Origin of the sequence: Mycoplana ramosa (assembly GCF_041930185.1) — a bacterium.
Taxonomy (GTDB): Bacteria; Pseudomonadota; Alphaproteobacteria; order Rhizobiales; family Rhizobiaceae; genus Mycoplana; species Mycoplana ramosa.
Genome location: NZ_JBHEEW010000016.1, coordinates 1 through 16,112, shown reverse-complemented (window position 1 = coordinate 16,112; position 16,112 = coordinate 1). Strand labels below are relative to the sequence as shown.

Genomic DNA, 16,112 nt, shown 5'->3' with positions numbered 1-16,112 from the left:
TTGCAAGATCCATGTTCTTCAACGCAAAACCGCCCGCGCGGGTTTTCGCGCAGGCGGCTTTTCTATGCGATCTCTATCGGCCAATTCGGCCGCGATGTCAAAGTCGGATTGGGTTATGCCGCCTTCGTTTTTGACTTGCGCGCAAGACGGGCGACCACGTTTTCGATCATCCGCATGCCCGCGTCCCCGCCGAGCGTCATGATCGATTCCGGATGGAACTGCACCGCCGCCACCGGCTCCCTGGCATGCTCGATCCCCATGATCGTTCCGTCCTCGCTCTCGGCGGTGACGATGAAATCCCGGGGCAGCGTTGCCGGATCAGCGAAGATCGAGTGATAGCGCCCGACCGTCACCTCCTTGCCGAGGCCGGAAAAGACGATGCCGGGCTCCAGCACGCGGATGCGCGAGGGCTTGCCGTGCATCGGCACCGCGAGCTGGCGCAGTTCCCCGCCATAGGCCTCGGCCAGCGCCTGCAGACCCAGGCAGACGCCGAAGACCGGCAGGTCACGGGCGCGCGCCTTTTTGATCGTCGTCTTGCAGTCGAAGTCCTTCGGGCTGCCGGGGCCGGGCGAAAGCACGACGAGGTCGGGTTTCAAGCGGTCGAACAGTTCGTCGGCGACCGGCGTGCGCACCGTGGTCACGGTGGCCCCCGTCTGGCGGAAATAGTTCGCCAGCGTATGCACGAAGCTGTCTTCGTGGTCGACGAGCAGGATGTTCACCCCGGCGCCGACGGCGTCGACGTCGCGCTGGAGCTTGGCCGTATTGCCGGCCTTGGCGTCACGGATGGCTGCGATCATGGCGGATGCTTTCAGTTCGGTCTCGGCTTCTTCCTCTTCCGGATTGGAATCGTTGAGCAGCGTCGCCCCTGCCCTGATCTCGGCGATCCCGTCCTTGATGCGGATGGTGCGCAGCGTCAGCCCGGTGTTCATGTCGCCATTGAAGCCGACCATGCCGATCGCGCCACCATACCACAACCGCGGGCTCTTCTCGTGCGCCTCGATGAAGCGCATCGCCCACAGTTTCGGCGCGCCGGTGACGGTCACGGCCCAGGCGTGGCTGAGAAAGCCGTCGAAGGCATCCATGTCGTCGCGCAGACGTCCTTCGATATGGTCGACCGTGTGGATCAGCCGGGAATACATCTCGATCTGGCGGCGGCCGATCACCTTGACCGAACCCGGCTCGCACACGCGGCTCTTGTCGTTGCGGTCGACGTCGGAGCACATCGTCAGCTCCGACTCGTCCTTCTTGGAGTTCAGCAGTTTCAGGATCTGCTCAGAGTCGGCGATCGGATCGTCGCCGCGCTTGATCGTCCCGGAGATCGGGCAGGTCTCGATGCGCCGGCCGGACACGCGCACGAACATCTCCGGCGAGGCCCCGACGAGATACTCCTGGTTGCCGAGATTGATGAAGAAGGAATAGGGCGACGGATTGATCGCCTTCAGGCGCTTGGAGATCTCGGAGGGCTTGCTTTCGCAGCGCTCATAGAATTTCTGACCGGGCACCACCTCGAACAGGTCGCCGCGGCGAAAGCTCTCCTTCGCCTTGACGACCAGCTCGGCATATTCGCCGGGCTGGTGGTCGCCGCGCGGCGGGATGGTGTCGGTTGGGCGGAACGGTTCGGGCGCGATCGTCTGGCCTTTCCCTTCCGTCGTCAGTCCGTCCTTGGCGAAGTCGTAGCGATCGATCCAGGCCTTGGCGGCATAGTGATCGACGACAAGGATCTCGTCGGGGAGGAACAGCACCATGTCGCGCTGGTCTGCCGGGCGCGGCAGCTTCAAGTCGATCGCGTCGAACTGGAAGGCCAAGTCGTAGCCGAAGGCACCGTAGAGGCCAAGACTGGAATCCTCCGGCGAGCGAAACAGCTCCGTCACTGCGCGCAGGACAGTAAAGACGGTCGGGATTTTGGAGCGCTCCTCCTCGGTGAAGACCCGATCCGGCTCGTTGACCCGGAGGTCGAGCCGCCGGGAAGACGATGCACCGGGGGTCAGATCGCCGACCTCTGCAAGGCGCGGCGCGATCATGGCGAGGAGCGCCTCGCCGCGCTCGTTGTAGGCTTCGAGCCAGACGTCCCGTCCGAAGGAGGTAATGGCGAGCGGCGGGTCGACAATTGCGGTATCCCAACGCGTGTAGCGGCCGGGATACTCGTAGTTCGACGAGAACACCGCGCCGCGATGCTGGTCGAGCCTGTCGACATAGGCCGAGATCGCGTTCGCATAGTCCGCGGCCCGGCGCCGGCGCGTGACAAGAATGCCGCCCCGCGTCTCGTAGGTCTCGGCGCCCTCGTCCCGAAGTTTCGTCACCATTCCTTGCTCTCCTGTTCGGCCCGGTTCCGAAGGCAGCCCGAAAAGAAAAAGCCGCCTCGAGGTTTCCGGGCGGCTTGTCGTTCAATCGCGCATGACTGGTCGAGGCCGCAGTTAGCGTGCCCACCACCAGATCGCGATGTTGCGTGCGTTCGTCATCGCCAGAATTGTTAGCGTGAAGCACAGGCGAACGCAACGCCCTTTTCCCGCGGCGGCCACCTGCTTCCGAAACCTCGCCATTTCTGGGGATAGCCCTGCCATGCCGGTCCTGACATGCTGGCACTGCATCGAATTCATCCTGTCGGATTTTCAGGGACGGCCCGAGCATGGTGACATGCAAAATTGCCCACTTTCGCCACGTGCAGCGGTGCCTGCTCGAAAGCATCGACGAATACGACACGCCTGAATTTCAAGCGCTGGACCGCGAGGCGGCCGACACCTTCGACGCCATCCTGCAGCTTTCACCGGCGAGCGCCGAGGAAGCGCGGGTTCTCATTTCGTTTCTTCTCGACATGATCGCCGGAAGCGAGGAATGCGGCAGCAGACGGTTGATCGAACGCGTGCGCGAACTGACAGGATCGCTCACGGCCGCCGAAACCGCGTCGGGTTTAGAGACCGGATACGGCGCAGGGATCTGACCCTCTCGGGGAACCGAAAATCGTCATGATCGTTCTATGACCATCCATACGAACAAGATGGAGTGGTTTCATAGACTTGCGATCTTCCGCCGTTCTCATCATGGCCAGTTTTATGCTGGCGGGGGCGACGCTCCCTGAAATAGGCCCGCTGCCGGCCACACGTCCGGCAAAGGAAAACACCCAACCGGACAAGGATGCGCTGCCGGGCGGCGTGCCTGAAAAGGACAATGTGCCTGACAAGGACAGTGTGTCCGACACGGACCGCCCACTGCAGCCACCGCCGCTTGTCGAGGAAGACGCAGCCGCATTCCGTGCCTGCACGCAAGCCCTGAGGGAGAGCGGTGCGATTATCAAGGAAGAAGCCCGTATCGATACCACGGATGGCTGTGGCATCGCTCGACCGATCGTGGTGTCGCGCCTGGCCAGCGACATCGAGATTGGCCCGCCCGCGATCTTGCGTTGCGAAACGGCACTGCAGCTTCAGCGATGGACCCGCGAGGCGATCCTTCCCGCCATCAACGCGGTGATGCCGGCGAAGCGGCTTGCCGGACTTGAGCAGGCTTCCGCCTATGTATGCCGCAAGCGCAACGGCTCAGCGAACGGCAAGATCTCCGAGCACGCCTTCGGCAACGCGATCGACATCGCCGCCTTCCGTTTCTCCGACGGCAGCAGGCTTGGGATTGCGGCGCGCGACGAGGATGCGACAGCCGAAGGCGCGCTGCAGCGCGCGGCGGTGGCGAGCGCTTGCCTGTATTTCCGGACCGTCCTCGATCCGGGCAGCGACGCCGCGCACGAAAGCCATCTGCATCTCGATGTCATGACGCGCTCAAACGGTTACCGATACTGCTGGTAGGGCGAACGTTCTATATTCATTTCTCACACGCGCATCGTTGTTGAAGGACCGCTTCCATGACCCTTTCCATGCATCGACTTTCCGTCCCCGTTTTCGTTCGTGGCCTCAACGTGCTGGCGAGGTTGGTCGACAAGGCACAGGTCCATGCGGATGCCAGCACGATTCCCCCCGACGTGCTCATCAACGCACGGCTCGCGCCGGACATGCTTTCTTTTTCCGGGCAGATCCAGCGTGCCAGCGACACCTCGAAGAACGCCTTGGGGCGCTTGACCGGGGCTGGCGCGCCAAGCTTTCCGGACACGGAAACGACGTTTGCGGAGTTGCAGGCGCGCATCGACAGGACCATCGCCTATCTCAATTCGATCAGGGAGACAGACCTCGCTGGAAGCGAGGCCCGCCAGGTCACCCTTAATGTCGGCAAGCTCCAGGTGACGTTCACCGGCGCGGACTATCTGCTCGAGTTCGCCCTGCCGAACTTCTTCTTCCACGTCACGACCGCCTACGACATCCTTCGTCACAACGGACTGGAGATCGGCAAGGGCGACTATCTGGGTCCCTACGCCTAGTTCGGGCCGAGCGGTTGGGCACACCGACGGCTAAAGCAGGAGCGCAGCGCCCATCTCCGGCCGGTGCTCTACGCTGGCGCCCCTGCCAATCGCGGGCCGAAAACATGACTCAAAAAGTCATTTTTAAACTTGACTCATTTTATCCATATTTATAACACCTCCCGCGAGGCTTGCTTCACGACACGAACCGGAAATCGAAGACATCGCACGCGTTGCCCGCCGCGGCGCGTGAGGGCCTTCGCATGCATTTTTTCAAAGGGTTATCAGATGACATCGAACTTGCCGCTGACCAGGGGACTGCTGGCTGGCACGGCCATCGCGATCACGCTTGGCGCAGTATCCGCCCTTGCCCAGGAGACGACGAATACTGCGGCAGATCAAACGACCAGCCTCGACACGATCACGGTCGAGGCAGCAGGTGACCTCTTAGAAGCACAATCGCCGCTCACGCAAACGACCGGCCGGGCCGAAATTGAAGAGCGCATGATTACCAGTTTCCAGGATTTCTCCCGGCGCGTCGACGCCGGCGTCAATTTCAACACGCAAGACAACAGCATCAACATCCGCGGTCTCCAGGCAGATCGCGTTCTGACCACGCTCGACGGCATTCGCGTGCCCTGGCTGAACGATCCGCGGAGCTCCACCATTGGCCTCAACACGTTCGACTTCGACAGTCTGTCAGCGATCGACGTCACCAAGGGGACCGATTCCAGCCGCTATGGTTCCGGCGCACTCGGCGGCGTCGTCGGATTGCGGACCCTCAACCCGGAGGACCTGATCGCCGAGGGCCAGAACCACGGAGCCCTTGTCAAGTCCACCTACGACAGCACGGACCGGGGCGGGCTTGGCAATGCAGCAGTTGCCGGCCGGTTCAATGACACTTGGCTCCTGCTGCAAGGCGGCTACAAGAACGGGCAAGAGACCGACACCAAAGGCGACGTCGGCGGATATGGTCCGACACGAACCGAGGCCAACCCGGCAGATTTCGACCAAGGCAACGTGCTCGCCAAGCTCCACCAGTACATCGACGGCGGCCACCGGATCGGGTTGACGGGTGAGATCTTCAGCCGCGACGAAGACATCGACAACAGACGCGGAACCACAGGCAGCTACGTGCCGGGTTCGCTTGAATCGGGCGAGGACATCCGTCGCCAGCGCCTTTCGGCGTCTTACGACTTCATCTCGCCGGAAGGCAACGATTGGCTCGACCAGGCGAGCATCGTCACCTACTGGCAGAAGCAGCGCATCAACAAGACCACGGATGCCATGCGCGTCGGACTTCCAAGCGGCGTCTTTCTGCGCGACAACCTTCTGGACCAGACGAGCTACGGCATCAATGGCGACGCCGCGAAGGCCGTTGAACTGGGCGGCATAGAGCACAGCTTCCGTTTCGGCGGCGAGCTATACGGCGACAAAATGCACCAATACTCCTGGGGACGCGACAATTGCCCCAGTGTCGGGTTTGCCGGCCCCTGCCAATTCCTGCACACCAACGCCTCCGACATGCCGGACGTCAACAGCGCCGCCCTTGGTCTGTATGTCGAAGACGACATCAGCCTGCTGGACGCCCGGCTGACGCTGACCCCTGGCCTACGCTTCGACTGGTTTCGCCATTCGCCGCAATCGACGGCCGCATACGAACGCAGCCCGAGCTTCGATCAGGCCTATCTGAATTCGACCAGCGATTACAGCTTTTCGCCCAAGCTGCGCGCGGCCTGGCAAGCCAGCAGCGAACTGGAACTCTTCGCACAATGGGCCCAGGGTTTTCGCGCGCCGAGCGCGACCGAACTCTATCAGAACTACGGTGCACCGGGCTCCTATCTGATCATCGGCAATCCGAACCTCAAGCCCGAGACCAGCAACGGCTTCGAGGTCGGCGCCAACTACGAGTCGGACGCCTATACGGTCTCGGCAAACGTGTTCAACAACTACTACCGCAACTTCATCGACAGCGTGTCGTTTGATGGAGGGGCCGAATTCCCGTTTGGCATCACGAAATACACGAACCTGGCCCGCGTGCAGATCTACGGCGTCGAGCTTGCCGGCGAGTGGCGCTTCACAGACGAGTGGCGCACCTGGGCCTCGATCGCCTGGGCGCACGGCAAGGACACCGACACGGACCAATACCTGAACTCGGTCGCCCCGCTGCGTGCGATCGTCGGTCTCGGCTATGCGACCGACACCTGGGGCTCCGATGTCTCGCTGACGGCGGCCGGCACTCGCAACAAGGTCAGCGACGGCGGCTTCAAGGCGCCGGGCTACGGCATCGTCGATGCCACCGCCTGGTGGGAGCCGGAACAGGTGGCGGGGCTGCGGGTGCGGGCCGGTGTCTTCAACATCTTCGACAAGACATACTGGGACGCGATCAGCGTGCCGGACAACACCGCGCCGGAGGGCCAGGACTTCTACACCGAACCCGGCCGTACCTTCCGCCTCTCTCTGACAAAGACGTTCTGACGGCGTACCTGGTGAATCTGAAGGCGCCGCGACAGGATCGCGGCGCCTTGCTTGGCTTGATGGACACAGAATATGCGGGCGTTGCCCTTTAGAACAGGCCTTCGATCTGCCCCATCTCGTTGAGGAAGATCTTTTCCGAGGACGGCACCTTCGGCAGGCCCGGCATGGTCATGATCTCGCCGGTGATCACGACAATGAAGCCGGCTCCGGCCGAAAGCCGCACTTCGCGGATCGGAACGGTATGCCCTTCCGGCGCGCCGCGCAGGTTGGGATCGGTGGAGAAGGAATACTGCGTCTTCGCCATGCAGATCGGCAGGTGCCCGTAGCCTTGCGCCTCCCAGGCGTGAAGCTGGTCGCGCACCGACTTGTCGGCGATCACCTCGCCGGCATGGTAGATGTCCTTGGCGATCGTCTCGATCTTGTGGAACAGCGACATGTCGTCCGGATAGAGCGGCGCGAACTGCGAGTGTCCGGATTCGGCAAGCTCGACGACCTTGCGCGACAGCTCCTCGATGCCGGCCGAGCCCTGCGCCCAGTGCTTGCACAGGACCGCTTCCGCACCCAGCGTGGCGACATATTCCTTGATCGCCCGGATTTCCCGGTCGGTGTCGGTGACGAAGTGGTTGATCGCCACGACGACCGGCACGCCGAACTTCTTCACGTTCTGCACGTGGCGGCCGAGGTTGGCGCAGCCCTTGTGGACGGCTTCGACGTCCTCGCGGCCAAGGTCTTCCTTCTTGACCCCTCCGTTCATCTTCATCGCCCGCGCGGTGGCGACGATCACCGCTGCATCCGGCTTCAGCCCGGCCTTACGGCACTTGATGTCGAAGAACTTTTCCGCCCCGAGATCCGCGCCGAAACCGGCTTCCGTGACGACGTAATCGGCGAGCTTCAGCGCCGTCTTCGTCGCGACGACCGAATTGCAACCGTGTGCGATGTTGGCGAAGGGACCGCCGTGAACGAAGGCCGGGTTGTTCTCGAGCGTCTGCACGAGGTTCGGCTGCATGGCGTCCTTGAGCAGAACGGTCATGGCGCCATCGGCCTTGATGTCGCGGGCGAAGACCGGCGTCTTGTCGCGGCGATAGCCGATGATGATGTTGCCGAGCCGCTTTTCAAGGTCTCGCAGGTCATTTGCCAGGCAGAGGATCGCCATGACTTCCGAGGCGACGGTGATGTCGAAGCCGGCCTCGCGCGGATAGCCGTTGGCGACGCCGCCGAGCGAGCAGACGATCTCGCGGAGTGCCCGGTCGTTCATGTCCATCACACGGCGCCAGGCAACGCGGCGGGTGTCGATGTTCTGCTCGTTGCCCCAATAGATGTGGTTGTCGATCAGCGCGGCGAGCAGGTTGTGCGCCGAGGTGATCGCGTGGAAGTCGCCGGTGAAGTGGAGGTTCATGTCCTCCATCGGCACGACCTGGGCATAGCCGCCGCCGGCAGCGCCGCCCTTCACGCCGAAGCATGGACCGAGCGAGGCTTCGCGAATGCAGACGATTGCCTTCTTGCCGATGCGGTTCAGGCCGTCGCCGAGGCCGACCGTCGTCGTCGTCTTACCCTCGCCGGCCGGGGTCGGGTTGATGGCGGTGACGAGGATCAGCTTGCCGTCCTTCTTTTCCCGTTGCTGGGCGATGAACGCGGCGCTGATCTTCGCCTTGTCGTGACCGTAGGGAAGCAGGTGCTCAGGCGGAATGTCGAGTTTGGCGCCGATTTCCAGGATCGGTTTCTTCTTCGCCGCGCGGGCGATCTCGATGTCGGATTTGACCTCGGTCATGGTGGTACTGCTTCCTCTTCAGCTAGGACGTTCGAGCGCCGCCCTTTCATCTTTATTTTGGCATTGCAACCATCGCGAGCCAGTAGCCACGCATCCGGCGCAGTATCGCAGCAGCGGGCGTCATTGATGGCGACGCCCGCTGCGCGGTCGGTCAATTAGTACCTGAACGGCGGAAGGCCGCTATGCCGGAATTTGCCGCTCTATGGGCTAAAAACGACAATCGGAAGGGTTGCAAGCCCGCGGACAGTTTGACTTGTGCCGACGAGGCCAGGTTGCGGACTGCGCAAGATTGTGAAGTGACTTTCACCATTTTTCGTGCCAACTGCCGGCAAAACAATCGCTGGAAGAGAATATCGATAGGGAAACATGAAGGAACTCGACCGACTTGATCGAAAGATACTCCGCGCCCTTCAGCAGGAGGGGCGTTTGACGAACATCGAACTGGCGGAGAAGGTCAATCTTTCACCGACAGCCACGGCCGAGCGCGTCAAACGCCTGACCCGTGACGGCTACATCACCGGCTACATGGCGGTCCTCTCGCCCGAGCGCCTCGGCCGCAATCTCCTTGTCTTCGTGCAAGTGAAGCTGGACCGCACGACTCCCGACGTCTTCGACTCTTTCGCCGAAGCCGTGCGCCAGAGCGATAACGTGATGGAATGCCACATGGTCGCGGGCGGGTTCGACTATCTCGTCAAGGCGCGCGTCGCCGGCATGGAGGCCTACCGCACCTTCCTCTCCGATACGTTCCTGTCGCTGCCCGGCGTGCGTGAGACGCACACCTACGCCGTGATGGAAGAGGTCAAGAGCACCGGCTGGCTGCCCGTGTAAGGGCGAGCCAGGTCCCGTCTCCGCAAAGCAGATGCCTGCCCGACCGGGACCTGCACCCCTGACAGTCAGCGCGTCAGGATATCGCGCATCTCGACCAGGTTGGAACGGACGCGCAGGATGTAGAAGCCCATCGTCGCCAGATGGGTGGGCATGATCCAGCCGTCCTCGCGGCCGTTGGAGATGATCAGCGGCTGGATATTCAGGGCGGCGCGCAACTGCTTGACCGTTTCCGCCCAGATCTGCGTCAGGCCACGCTGGACAATGACCGCATCGAAGTCGGCGCCGGCCGCCGACAGGATGCCGTAGTAGCCGTAGAGCTGGCCGTAAGCGAACCAGAAGCGATCGTCGGCACGCGTGTCGAACCAGCCGCCGTTGTGGAACTCCGAACGCTCTCGGATGATCGCGGACGTATTGCCAAGGTCGTTGGCGATGCGGTCGAGGAACTGGACAAGGTTGTCGGAGCGGGCGTCGAAGGTGGCGTTGCAGGCTGCAAGCGAGTCGTTGAACTTCTGCAGGTCCCGCATCGCGGCGCGGTAGAAGCTCGGCGTCGGCGTCTTCGGGCCGAACGGGCTGAGGCCGAAATACCAGGTCTCCTCATCGAACTGGATGTTTCCACGCGCCGACTGCAGGTCGGTGTTGACGCCAGAGGTGCCGCGCACGCGGCCGAGCGTATCGACCAGTTCCACGGACGTGCGGCGGATCGCCTGGTTGACGCCACGCTGGAACGAGGCCTTGTTGTCGAGCCAGGGCGTGTCGTCCCAGTCCAGCCCGAAGAACCCGAGCTTGTAAAGGATCATCGATGAGACCCAGGCATTCTGGTTGACGTTGAAGTCGATCAGGTCAGCCGTCACGTCGACGATCGCCGAACGCTCGCATTTGTTGGCCGGTGCCGTCTGACCGGCTGCGACCTTCACCGGCAGGCCAGCATCGTTCTTGCGCGCCGGGAAATTGTAGGCGTTGACGTAATCGACGTTGAAATTGTACCAGGCCTGTGTCTGCCAGATGAAATAGCCATAGAGCCCGATGAGGCCAAGGAGGACGATTCCGATCGGGGCCTTGATGATCCAGTCGCGCTGCCGGTACCAGTTGCCAACCGCAACGAAAGGCGAGGCCAGCCATGAGACGACAAGCCCTATGCCGCGCCCGATGGCGGCGAAGACGCGCTGGAAAAACGCGGCGATCGGGTCAAGCATTGCCTTTGTCCTCTCCAATACCGTAGAGCCTCTGCCGGAAGGCAGGTTTGTCCTTCAGATAGGTTCGCGTCAGCGTTTCAACCACATATTCCCTAAACTTTTCGCTGAGCGTCCCGTAGCTTTTGTAAAAGCCCTGCTTGTCGAAGACGAAGCGGGAAACGAAATCGAACGGGGTCATCTGCGAAATCAGCTGGTTGACCAGCCATCGGTCGGGATGGGCGGGAGCGGCCCGAACGAGCAAAAAGCGGTTCCGCGGGGCCAGATCGTTCAGCCGGATCTCGCCGGATGCCGCAATGACGCGCATCGCCTCCTGCAACAAGGGATAGACCCCGTCCTCGGCGACCAGCGCCGCGTTGCGATGGATCCAGGTCTGGAGCCAGATGCGGTCCGCCTTCGCCAGATCGGCGCGGGGATCGACCCGGTTGATGAGGCTCGTGATCACCATTTCGGCGCGATGCTGCAACAGCCCCGAGGCCTCGACCCAGGAGGCGCGCGGCAACTCCAGCCGCTTGGTTGCGGCCAGGAATTCGAAGATGCGCTGGTGGTCGTCGAGCGCGATGTAGCTCACCTGCCACGGTCGCGAACGGCGAAAGTCGGGTACGGAGGGATCGCAGATCACCGTCGTCTGCCGGCCATCAAGGAAGACGAAGACGCCGCCAAAGTGATTGGCCCAGAAGGCCTCGTGGCGGAAGACGAGCTGGTCCGGCACAAGCGGGTTCTGGCGGATGTCGCCGGTCTGCCTGGCAAGCTCGACCATTCGCTCCAGCATCGCGTCGTCGGTCCAGGCATTTGGAACGGTCTTCAGCCGGTCGACGAGCGTGCGCAGTTCCGCCGCCTTGTCCAGAAGGTCGTCTGCCGACAAGACGCGAAAGCGCACTTCATTGATCGAAAGCAGGTCGTCGATGTCATCGACGACCGAGACGGAGTCCTCGATCTCGCCATAGAGCGCGTCACGGATCGTGACTGCATTGATGGCGCGCGCATTGGCGTCGAAGAATTCGTGCATGAGGGCGGCGGTGTTGGAAAAGCTCGTGTGCACGACGGGCAGTTCGGCCTGATCCGGCGTCAGGATGATGAAGCGGCGATTTACCCGGTTCGGGTCAAGGTAGTCGCGGTCGCCAAGCTCGTCGGCAATCTCCGGGGCAAAGCCGGTCATGTCGATGCCGAACTGCGTCAGCTTCGTCCGCGGCAACCCGAAACCCTCGAGCGCCTTGTTGTAACGCTCGACGAGGTGCGGCTCGGAGATATCAAGCAGCCGCCCGTAGATCAGTTCGGCTTCGAGGAGGCGGTTCATGGCTCACCAGGCGCAGGCAAGAATTTGAGATCAGGCGCCCTAACCCTCTCGGTCAATCGGCCGTCGCATATTGCAAGTATCGTCTCAAGTACCGAAGTCCGTTCCATCAAAACGTCTACATTCCAGAAACGAGCGACCGACCAGCATTTGAGGTTCATGAATCGGTTTCGCTTTTCGTCATCCTCGCTGTCCGTATGTTGACTGCCATCAACTTCAACCACCAGCATTTTTTCGCGGCAGGCAAAGTCCGCGAAATATGCTCCGATCGGATACTGGCGTACGAACTTGTGCCCATTCAGCCGGCGGCCGCGCAGTTCTGACCAAAGCAGTTCTTCAGCGTCGTTATCAATCTGCCGAAGCTGCCTGGCACGCTCTGTTCTCTTCCAATTCGCTCCCCTCATCTCCCCGCACCTAATCTCATCAAGCCCCTCACCCTAACCCTCTCCCCGCGAGCGGGGAGAGGGGACTGGGCGCGTCGCGACAAATGTCCTTCTCCCCGCCTGCGGGGAGAAGGTGCCGGCAGGCGGATGAGGGGCAAATGCGATGTCAAAGGGCGCAACGCGTGACGCATCCCTACTCCTCCCACCGCCCGTCCGCTTTCATCGCCGCGATCGCGCGGAGCGCCCGTTCGCGCTGGCGCTCGCGGCGGATGATCTCGGCGACGGCCGCCTCGTCGGCCTTGTCGGCGTAGCGGAATTCAGAGTCCGCGTAGCGGTTGATCTCCTGCAGCACCATTTCCATCGTGATCGGCGCACGCAGCGCCTCGATCATCGACTTCTTGTCGTCGTACGGTTTGTGCATGAACGCCCCGGGGGTGGCGAACCACTCGTCCGGCAGGTCCACGTCCATCGCCCGCATCTTGATGACGTCGGTGATGTTCTTGATCGCCCGACCGGTGAAGCGCGGCTCGGCCTCCTTGATCATGTGCAGGTAGGTGCCGACGTCGGCAATTGTCCCAAGCTTGCCATGGGCCTTTTCGTAACGCTCCCAGACGGCGAGCAGCCCATCCTCCTGCGGCCGCGAATGCTCCCCGTAGGACGTGGAGACCGCGCGCTTGATCTCTTGCCCGGCCAGCAGCGCATGCTCGCCGAGCGGGATTGAATGGTTCTTGCCGACGAGGATCGCGAAGATGTCGATGTAGTCGTCGCGCGACTGCGGCCCGTCGACCAGCCAGCGGGCGCCGGCGCGCTGGCGCAGCGCGTCGTCGACGTTTTCCGGATAGTTGGAGAACATGCCGAAGGTGCAGTTTCCGCGCACCACCGTCGAGGCGCCGGCAAAGCTCTCCATCAGGACCGCCGTCACCTCGTGCTGTCCGGCGGAAGCCCGGTCGTCGGAGCGCCTGGCTGCGACCTGGTCGACGTCGTCGATCGTGCCGAAGCCGATCGCCTTCGGGTTGACGACGTTGTCGACGAACGCCCTGCAATTCTGCCCGGACTTGCCCTGGTAGGAGGAGATCTGTTCGACGCCAAAATTCTCGTAATGGAAGGGATAGCCGGCAATGCGGCAATACTCGTCCAGCAGGCCCGCCAGCATCTGGATCAGCATGGTCTTTCCGGTGCCCGGCATGCCGTCGCCGATAAAGGTGAAGAGGAACCCGCCGAGCTCGACGAACGGGTTCATCTGCCGCTCGAAATCATAGGCCATCAGCATCTTGGCGAGCCGCATCGCCTGATGCTTGGCGATGTGGTTGCCGACGATCTCGGTCGGCTTCTTGAAGCTCATCGACAGCGGCTTGCGCTTCTGCCCCGGCGCCACGTCGAAGCCGTTGATGGTGAAGTCGTCCTGCTCGATGCGGATATGCGCGCTCTCGAAGCTGGAAAGACCGGTGAAGCGCGCCTTACGACCAATCAGTCCCTCCAGCGCCACCCTTGCGAAGGCCCGTGCCCGCGCGATCAAGGCGGTCTCGTCAGGCGCGCCCGCGATGGCGTGGTCCAACCCGGCAACGAGGCTCTTGACCGCATCCTGTGCGGTGTCGAACAGGTAGTCGGGCTCGTCGGTGTCCTCCGCCGGCTCGCCTTCGCCCAACAAGGTCGCGCCGAGATAGGCGGCGAAGGTGAAGGCGGCGACATAGGCGGACGCGGAGAGCAGCGCCTTGAAGCGGGTCGCCTCCTCGCCGGCGAGCGGAGCCGTCGCATTCCTCGGCTGCAGTTGCTCCAGCTCGGTCTGCCGGGCGAACACCTCGGCGACGGCGAGCGCGATCTCGATGCCCCTGCGGGCGCGATAGAGAAGCTGGTGCTGCGCCGGCGACAGCAGCGGATCGTTCGGCCGCACCGAGGCAATGGTCTTGGCCAGTTCCACCTCGCGCGTGCGCCGCACGCCGCCGGTCGAGACGGTGGAGACGAAGCGCCGACCGGTGCCGGCCAGCGCGGTGCCGCCCGGACCGCCATCGCTCTGCAGGATGACAAGCCGCGTCACCATGCCCTGCGCCAGCGCCCGGTGTCTTGCAATGTCGCCTTCGGGGATCATCGTCAGGTCGGCGTTCAGGCTCATCGCATCAGACCTCGCTGATCACCTGGTTGGCAGAAATCACATGCACCTTGTAGTCACCGAAAATCGCCTCCGCCTCGCCGGCCGCGTAGAGCGCCTGGTAGGCATCGTGCGGAACGAGCGCGTGCTTTTCATAGGCGCTGACGCCCATGCGGGTGGCCTCGAGGTTGTTGGTGTCGATGTAGAACTCCTCCTGCGCCGGCGTCGAACTCCAGAAACCGCGCTGGGCCGGGCGCTCGGCCTGCGAAAACACCTCCTGGATCGTCCAGGTCAAAAGCCAGGCATTCTCCACCTTGCGGACCTTTGAGAGAATTTCACGGACCCGCTCGTTGTTTTCGGTGATGTCGGCCGAATAAAAGGGCCCGAGCACGAAGCGGCGGAGCTGCTTGGGGTGCAGCATCTCGAAATCCTTGTCGAGATTGGTCGCGATCGTCACCGGCGAGAGCGGATAGGCGCTGTTCTTCAGTGCGAAATCGTCAAAGAGGCTGGCGAAGTCCGGATTGAGCAGCCCGCCGACCGGCAGATCGATGCGGATATCCGGGTTGAGCTTGCCGTCGGGCGTGACCAGCATCTGCACGATCTTCTCGGACGAATCCTCCACGGTGGCCATGTAGACCATCGGCAGCGTGCTCGTGCCGTCGAAGGCTCCCCAGGTGATCACGTAGTAGGGCCGCATCGTCTTCGGATTGACGGCGACCCGGATCGTCTCCGGCAGGATGAACGGCGAGAAGATCTCCCCTTTGCCGATCTGCTGGAGATACATGCGCTCGGCCATGCGCGCCTGCAGCGCGGTTGGAAACGCCTTGTTGCGCAGGATGAAGTCGGCCATCTCGGCGCGTAGCGCATCCGCACCTGGGATTGCGGCCATACGCTGCTCCGCGCTTCTGCGGTCGTTCTCCAGCTCCAGCACGTTCTGGTAGACGGGAAAACCGCTCTCGGCCCGCGAGATGCGGAACTGGTCGACAAAGCCGATCCGGTTTTCCCAACAGGCGAAGGAAGCCTTGAGCCGTTCGAGATACGGCATGATCGCCTCTCCGATCACGCCATGCTGGTAGAGCGGCGAGTTGCGGTCGGCGAGAAAGATCTCCAGTCCGCCAAGGGCTGCGCGGATCGAGGCGAAATATTGCGCAACGGTGCTGTCGGCGGCGGCTTTCATGGGGTGTGCCCCTCATCTACCCATGGGCACTGTCGCTTCGTGAACAGGAAGAAAGGACGGACCGCAGCACTTCTGTTCCCTCTCCCCGCCTGCGAGGAGTGAGCTGGCGTGAGGGGCAAAACTCTGCCGAACGAGCGGGTCACGGTGGTACCGTCACGCCTTCACGTAGTTCGATGCGTTGTGCTTGTCCATGACCTCCTGGAAGCGCCGTGCAAAGGCGTCGTCGGCGAGCTTCTTGCGGCGCTGGATGTCCTGGGTGGCCAGCATGTTCTTCTCATGCATCTCGAGGAGATCGCCGATGTGCTTCTGGGCGGCGGCACCGATCCCGGCCATGGTTTCCTCCGCCGCGCTGTCCACCTGGCTGCCGAGCGTGTTGATCCGGTGGGCGACATCCTGCTGCGCCGCCGTCTTCAACGAATCCTCCAGCGCCTTGTAGAGCACGATGCGCTGCTCGGTATCGATGGTCAGCTTGTTGATCAACGTGTTCTGCGCGGCTGTAGCCCGCCGCGAATTTCCGGAATTTTGACAGCAGAAACTGGAAAAATAAAAATTCCGGATCGGCTGTCAAAAAT

Annotated in this window: 13 protein-coding genes and 1 pseudogene; 5 read left to right on the top strand and 9 right to left on the bottom strand. The window is 62.5% G+C overall.

Annotated features, from left to right (window positions below; all coding sequences use genetic code 11):
• Window positions 1-113: 113 nt before the first annotated feature.
• Both JNC62_RS18430 and trpLE read right to left on the bottom strand, forming a co-directional pair.
• On the bottom strand, window positions 114-2,303 hold the full coding sequence (locus JNC62_RS18430) for an anthranilate synthase (protein WP_374840599.1): 2,190 nt from the start codon (window positions 2,301-2,303) through the stop codon (window positions 114-116).
• Window positions 2,304-2,414: 111 nt separating this feature from the next.
• Window positions 2,415-2,459: a trpE operon leader peptide TrpLE gene (gene trpLE, locus JNC62_RS18425; protein ID WP_197065633.1), complete on the bottom strand. Its 45-nt coding sequence runs from the start codon at window positions 2,457-2,459 to the stop codon at window positions 2,415-2,417.
• 167 nt (window positions 2,460-2,626) lie between these two features.
• Here trpLE and JNC62_RS18420 point away from each other — a divergent pair, with 167 nt between their 5' ends.
• From JNC62_RS18420 to JNC62_RS18405, 4 genes are all read left to right on the top strand, one after another.
• A complete protein-coding gene (locus JNC62_RS18420; protein WP_374840597.1) occupies window positions 2,627-2,938 on the top strand; it encodes a hypothetical protein in 312 nt (103 codons plus the stop codon).
• 112 nt (window positions 2,939-3,050) lie between these two features.
• Entirely contained in the window at window positions 3,051-3,791 is a 741-nt protein-coding gene (locus JNC62_RS18415) for an extensin-like domain-containing protein (protein WP_374840595.1), read from the top strand.
• A 56-nt stretch (window positions 3,792-3,847) separates the two neighbouring features.
• A complete protein-coding gene (locus JNC62_RS18410) occupies window positions 3,848-4,357 on the top strand; it encodes a DUF1993 domain-containing protein (protein ID WP_374840594.1) in 510 nt (169 codons plus the stop codon).
• 267 nt (window positions 4,358-4,624) lie between these two features.
• Window positions 4,625-6,814, top strand: coding sequence for a TonB-dependent hemoglobin/transferrin/lactoferrin family receptor (locus JNC62_RS18405; RefSeq protein WP_374840592.1), 2,190 nt, complete (start codon window positions 4,625-4,627; stop codon window positions 6,812-6,814).
• Window positions 6,815-6,902: 88 nt separating this feature from the next.
• Here the strand turns inward: JNC62_RS18405 and JNC62_RS18400 are convergent, their stop codons facing one another.
• Complete coding sequence (locus tag JNC62_RS18400; RefSeq protein ID WP_374840590.1) at window positions 6,903-8,582, bottom strand: formate--tetrahydrofolate ligase; 1,680 nt, start codon at window positions 8,580-8,582, stop codon at window positions 6,903-6,905.
• A gap of 366 nt (window positions 8,583-8,948) precedes the next feature.
• On the opposite strand from JNC62_RS18400, the gene JNC62_RS18395 reads away from it, so the two are divergent.
• A complete protein-coding gene (locus tag JNC62_RS18395) occupies window positions 8,949-9,410 on the top strand; it encodes an Lrp/AsnC ligand binding domain-containing protein (RefSeq protein ID WP_374840588.1) in 462 nt (153 codons plus the stop codon).
• 65 nt (window positions 9,411-9,475) lie between these two features.
• Here the strand turns inward: JNC62_RS18395 and JNC62_RS18390 are convergent, their stop codons facing one another.
• The 6 genes and pseudogenes from JNC62_RS18390 to JNC62_RS18365 all read right to left on the bottom strand — a co-directional run.
• Window positions 9,476-10,603: a DUF2333 family protein gene (locus tag JNC62_RS18390; protein WP_374840586.1), complete on the bottom strand. Its 1,128-nt coding sequence runs from the start codon at window positions 10,601-10,603 to the stop codon at window positions 9,476-9,478.
• Window positions 10,596-11,897 (bottom strand): DUF6638 family protein, encoded by a 1,302-nt coding sequence (locus tag JNC62_RS18385; RefSeq protein ID WP_374840584.1) that lies wholly within the window; start codon window positions 11,895-11,897, stop codon window positions 10,596-10,598. The genes JNC62_RS18390 and JNC62_RS18385 overlap by 8 nt, the downstream gene beginning before the upstream one ends.
• On the bottom strand, window positions 11,894-12,298 hold the full coding sequence (locus JNC62_RS18380) for an endonuclease domain-containing protein (RefSeq protein ID WP_374840583.1): 405 nt from the start codon (window positions 12,296-12,298) through the stop codon (window positions 11,894-11,896). Before JNC62_RS18380 ends, JNC62_RS18385 begins: the two co-directional genes overlap by 4 nt.
• 172 nt (window positions 12,299-12,470) lie before the next feature.
• Window positions 12,471-14,387: an AAA family ATPase gene (locus tag JNC62_RS18375; RefSeq protein WP_374840581.1), complete on the bottom strand. Its 1,917-nt coding sequence runs from the start codon at window positions 14,385-14,387 to the stop codon at window positions 12,471-12,473.
• Window positions 14,388-14,391: 4 nt separating this feature from the next.
• Complete coding sequence (locus JNC62_RS18370) at window positions 14,392-15,540, bottom strand: hypothetical protein (RefSeq protein ID WP_374840579.1); 1,149 nt, start codon at window positions 15,538-15,540, stop codon at window positions 14,392-14,394.
• A gap of 153 nt (window positions 15,541-15,693) precedes the next feature.
• A pseudogene (locus JNC62_RS18365) lies at window positions 15,694-16,035 on the bottom strand (hypothetical protein); the annotation flags it as partial.
• Window positions 16,036-16,112 lie beyond the last annotated feature (77 nt).

What these genes read in the sequence shown, in the direction of transcription:
- JNC62_RS18385 (WP_374840584.1), bottom strand. Translation starts at nt 11,897, where the DNA reads ATGAACCGCCTCCTCGAAGCCGAACTGATCTACGGGCGGCTGCTTGAT.
- JNC62_RS18390 (WP_374840586.1), bottom strand. Translation starts at nt 10,603, where the DNA reads ATGCTTGACCCGATCGCCGCGTTTTTCCAGCGCGTCTTCGCCGCCATC.
- JNC62_RS18380 (WP_374840583.1), bottom strand. Translation starts at nt 12,298, where the DNA reads ATGAGGGGAGCGAATTGGAAGAGAACAGAGCGTGCCAGGCAGCTTCGG.
- JNC62_RS18395 (WP_374840588.1), top strand. Translation starts at nt 8,949, where the DNA reads ATGAAGGAACTCGACCGACTTGATCGAAAGATACTCCGCGCCCTTCAG.
- JNC62_RS18375 (WP_374840581.1), bottom strand. Translation starts at nt 14,387, where the DNA reads ATGAGCCTGAACGCCGACCTGACGATGATCCCCGAAGGCGACATTGCA.
- JNC62_RS18370 (WP_374840579.1), bottom strand. Translation starts at nt 15,540, where the DNA reads ATGAAAGCCGCCGCCGACAGCACCGTTGCGCAATATTTCGCCTCGATC.
- JNC62_RS18400 (WP_374840590.1), bottom strand. Translation starts at nt 8,582, where the DNA reads ATGACCGAGGTCAAATCCGACATCGAGATCGCCCGCGCGGCGAAGAAG.
- JNC62_RS18420 (WP_374840597.1), top strand. Translation starts at nt 2,627, where the DNA reads ATGGTGACATGCAAAATTGCCCACTTTCGCCACGTGCAGCGGTGCCTG.
- JNC62_RS18405 (WP_374840592.1), top strand. Translation starts at nt 4,625, where the DNA reads ATGACATCGAACTTGCCGCTGACCAGGGGACTGCTGGCTGGCACGGCC.
- JNC62_RS18410 (WP_374840594.1), top strand. Translation starts at nt 3,848, where the DNA reads ATGACCCTTTCCATGCATCGACTTTCCGTCCCCGTTTTCGTTCGTGGC.
- JNC62_RS18415 (WP_374840595.1), top strand. Translation starts at nt 3,051, where the DNA reads ATGCTGGCGGGGGCGACGCTCCCTGAAATAGGCCCGCTGCCGGCCACA.
- JNC62_RS18430 (WP_374840599.1), bottom strand. Translation starts at nt 2,303, where the DNA reads ATGGTGACGAAACTTCGGGACGAGGGCGCCGAGACCTACGAGACGCGG.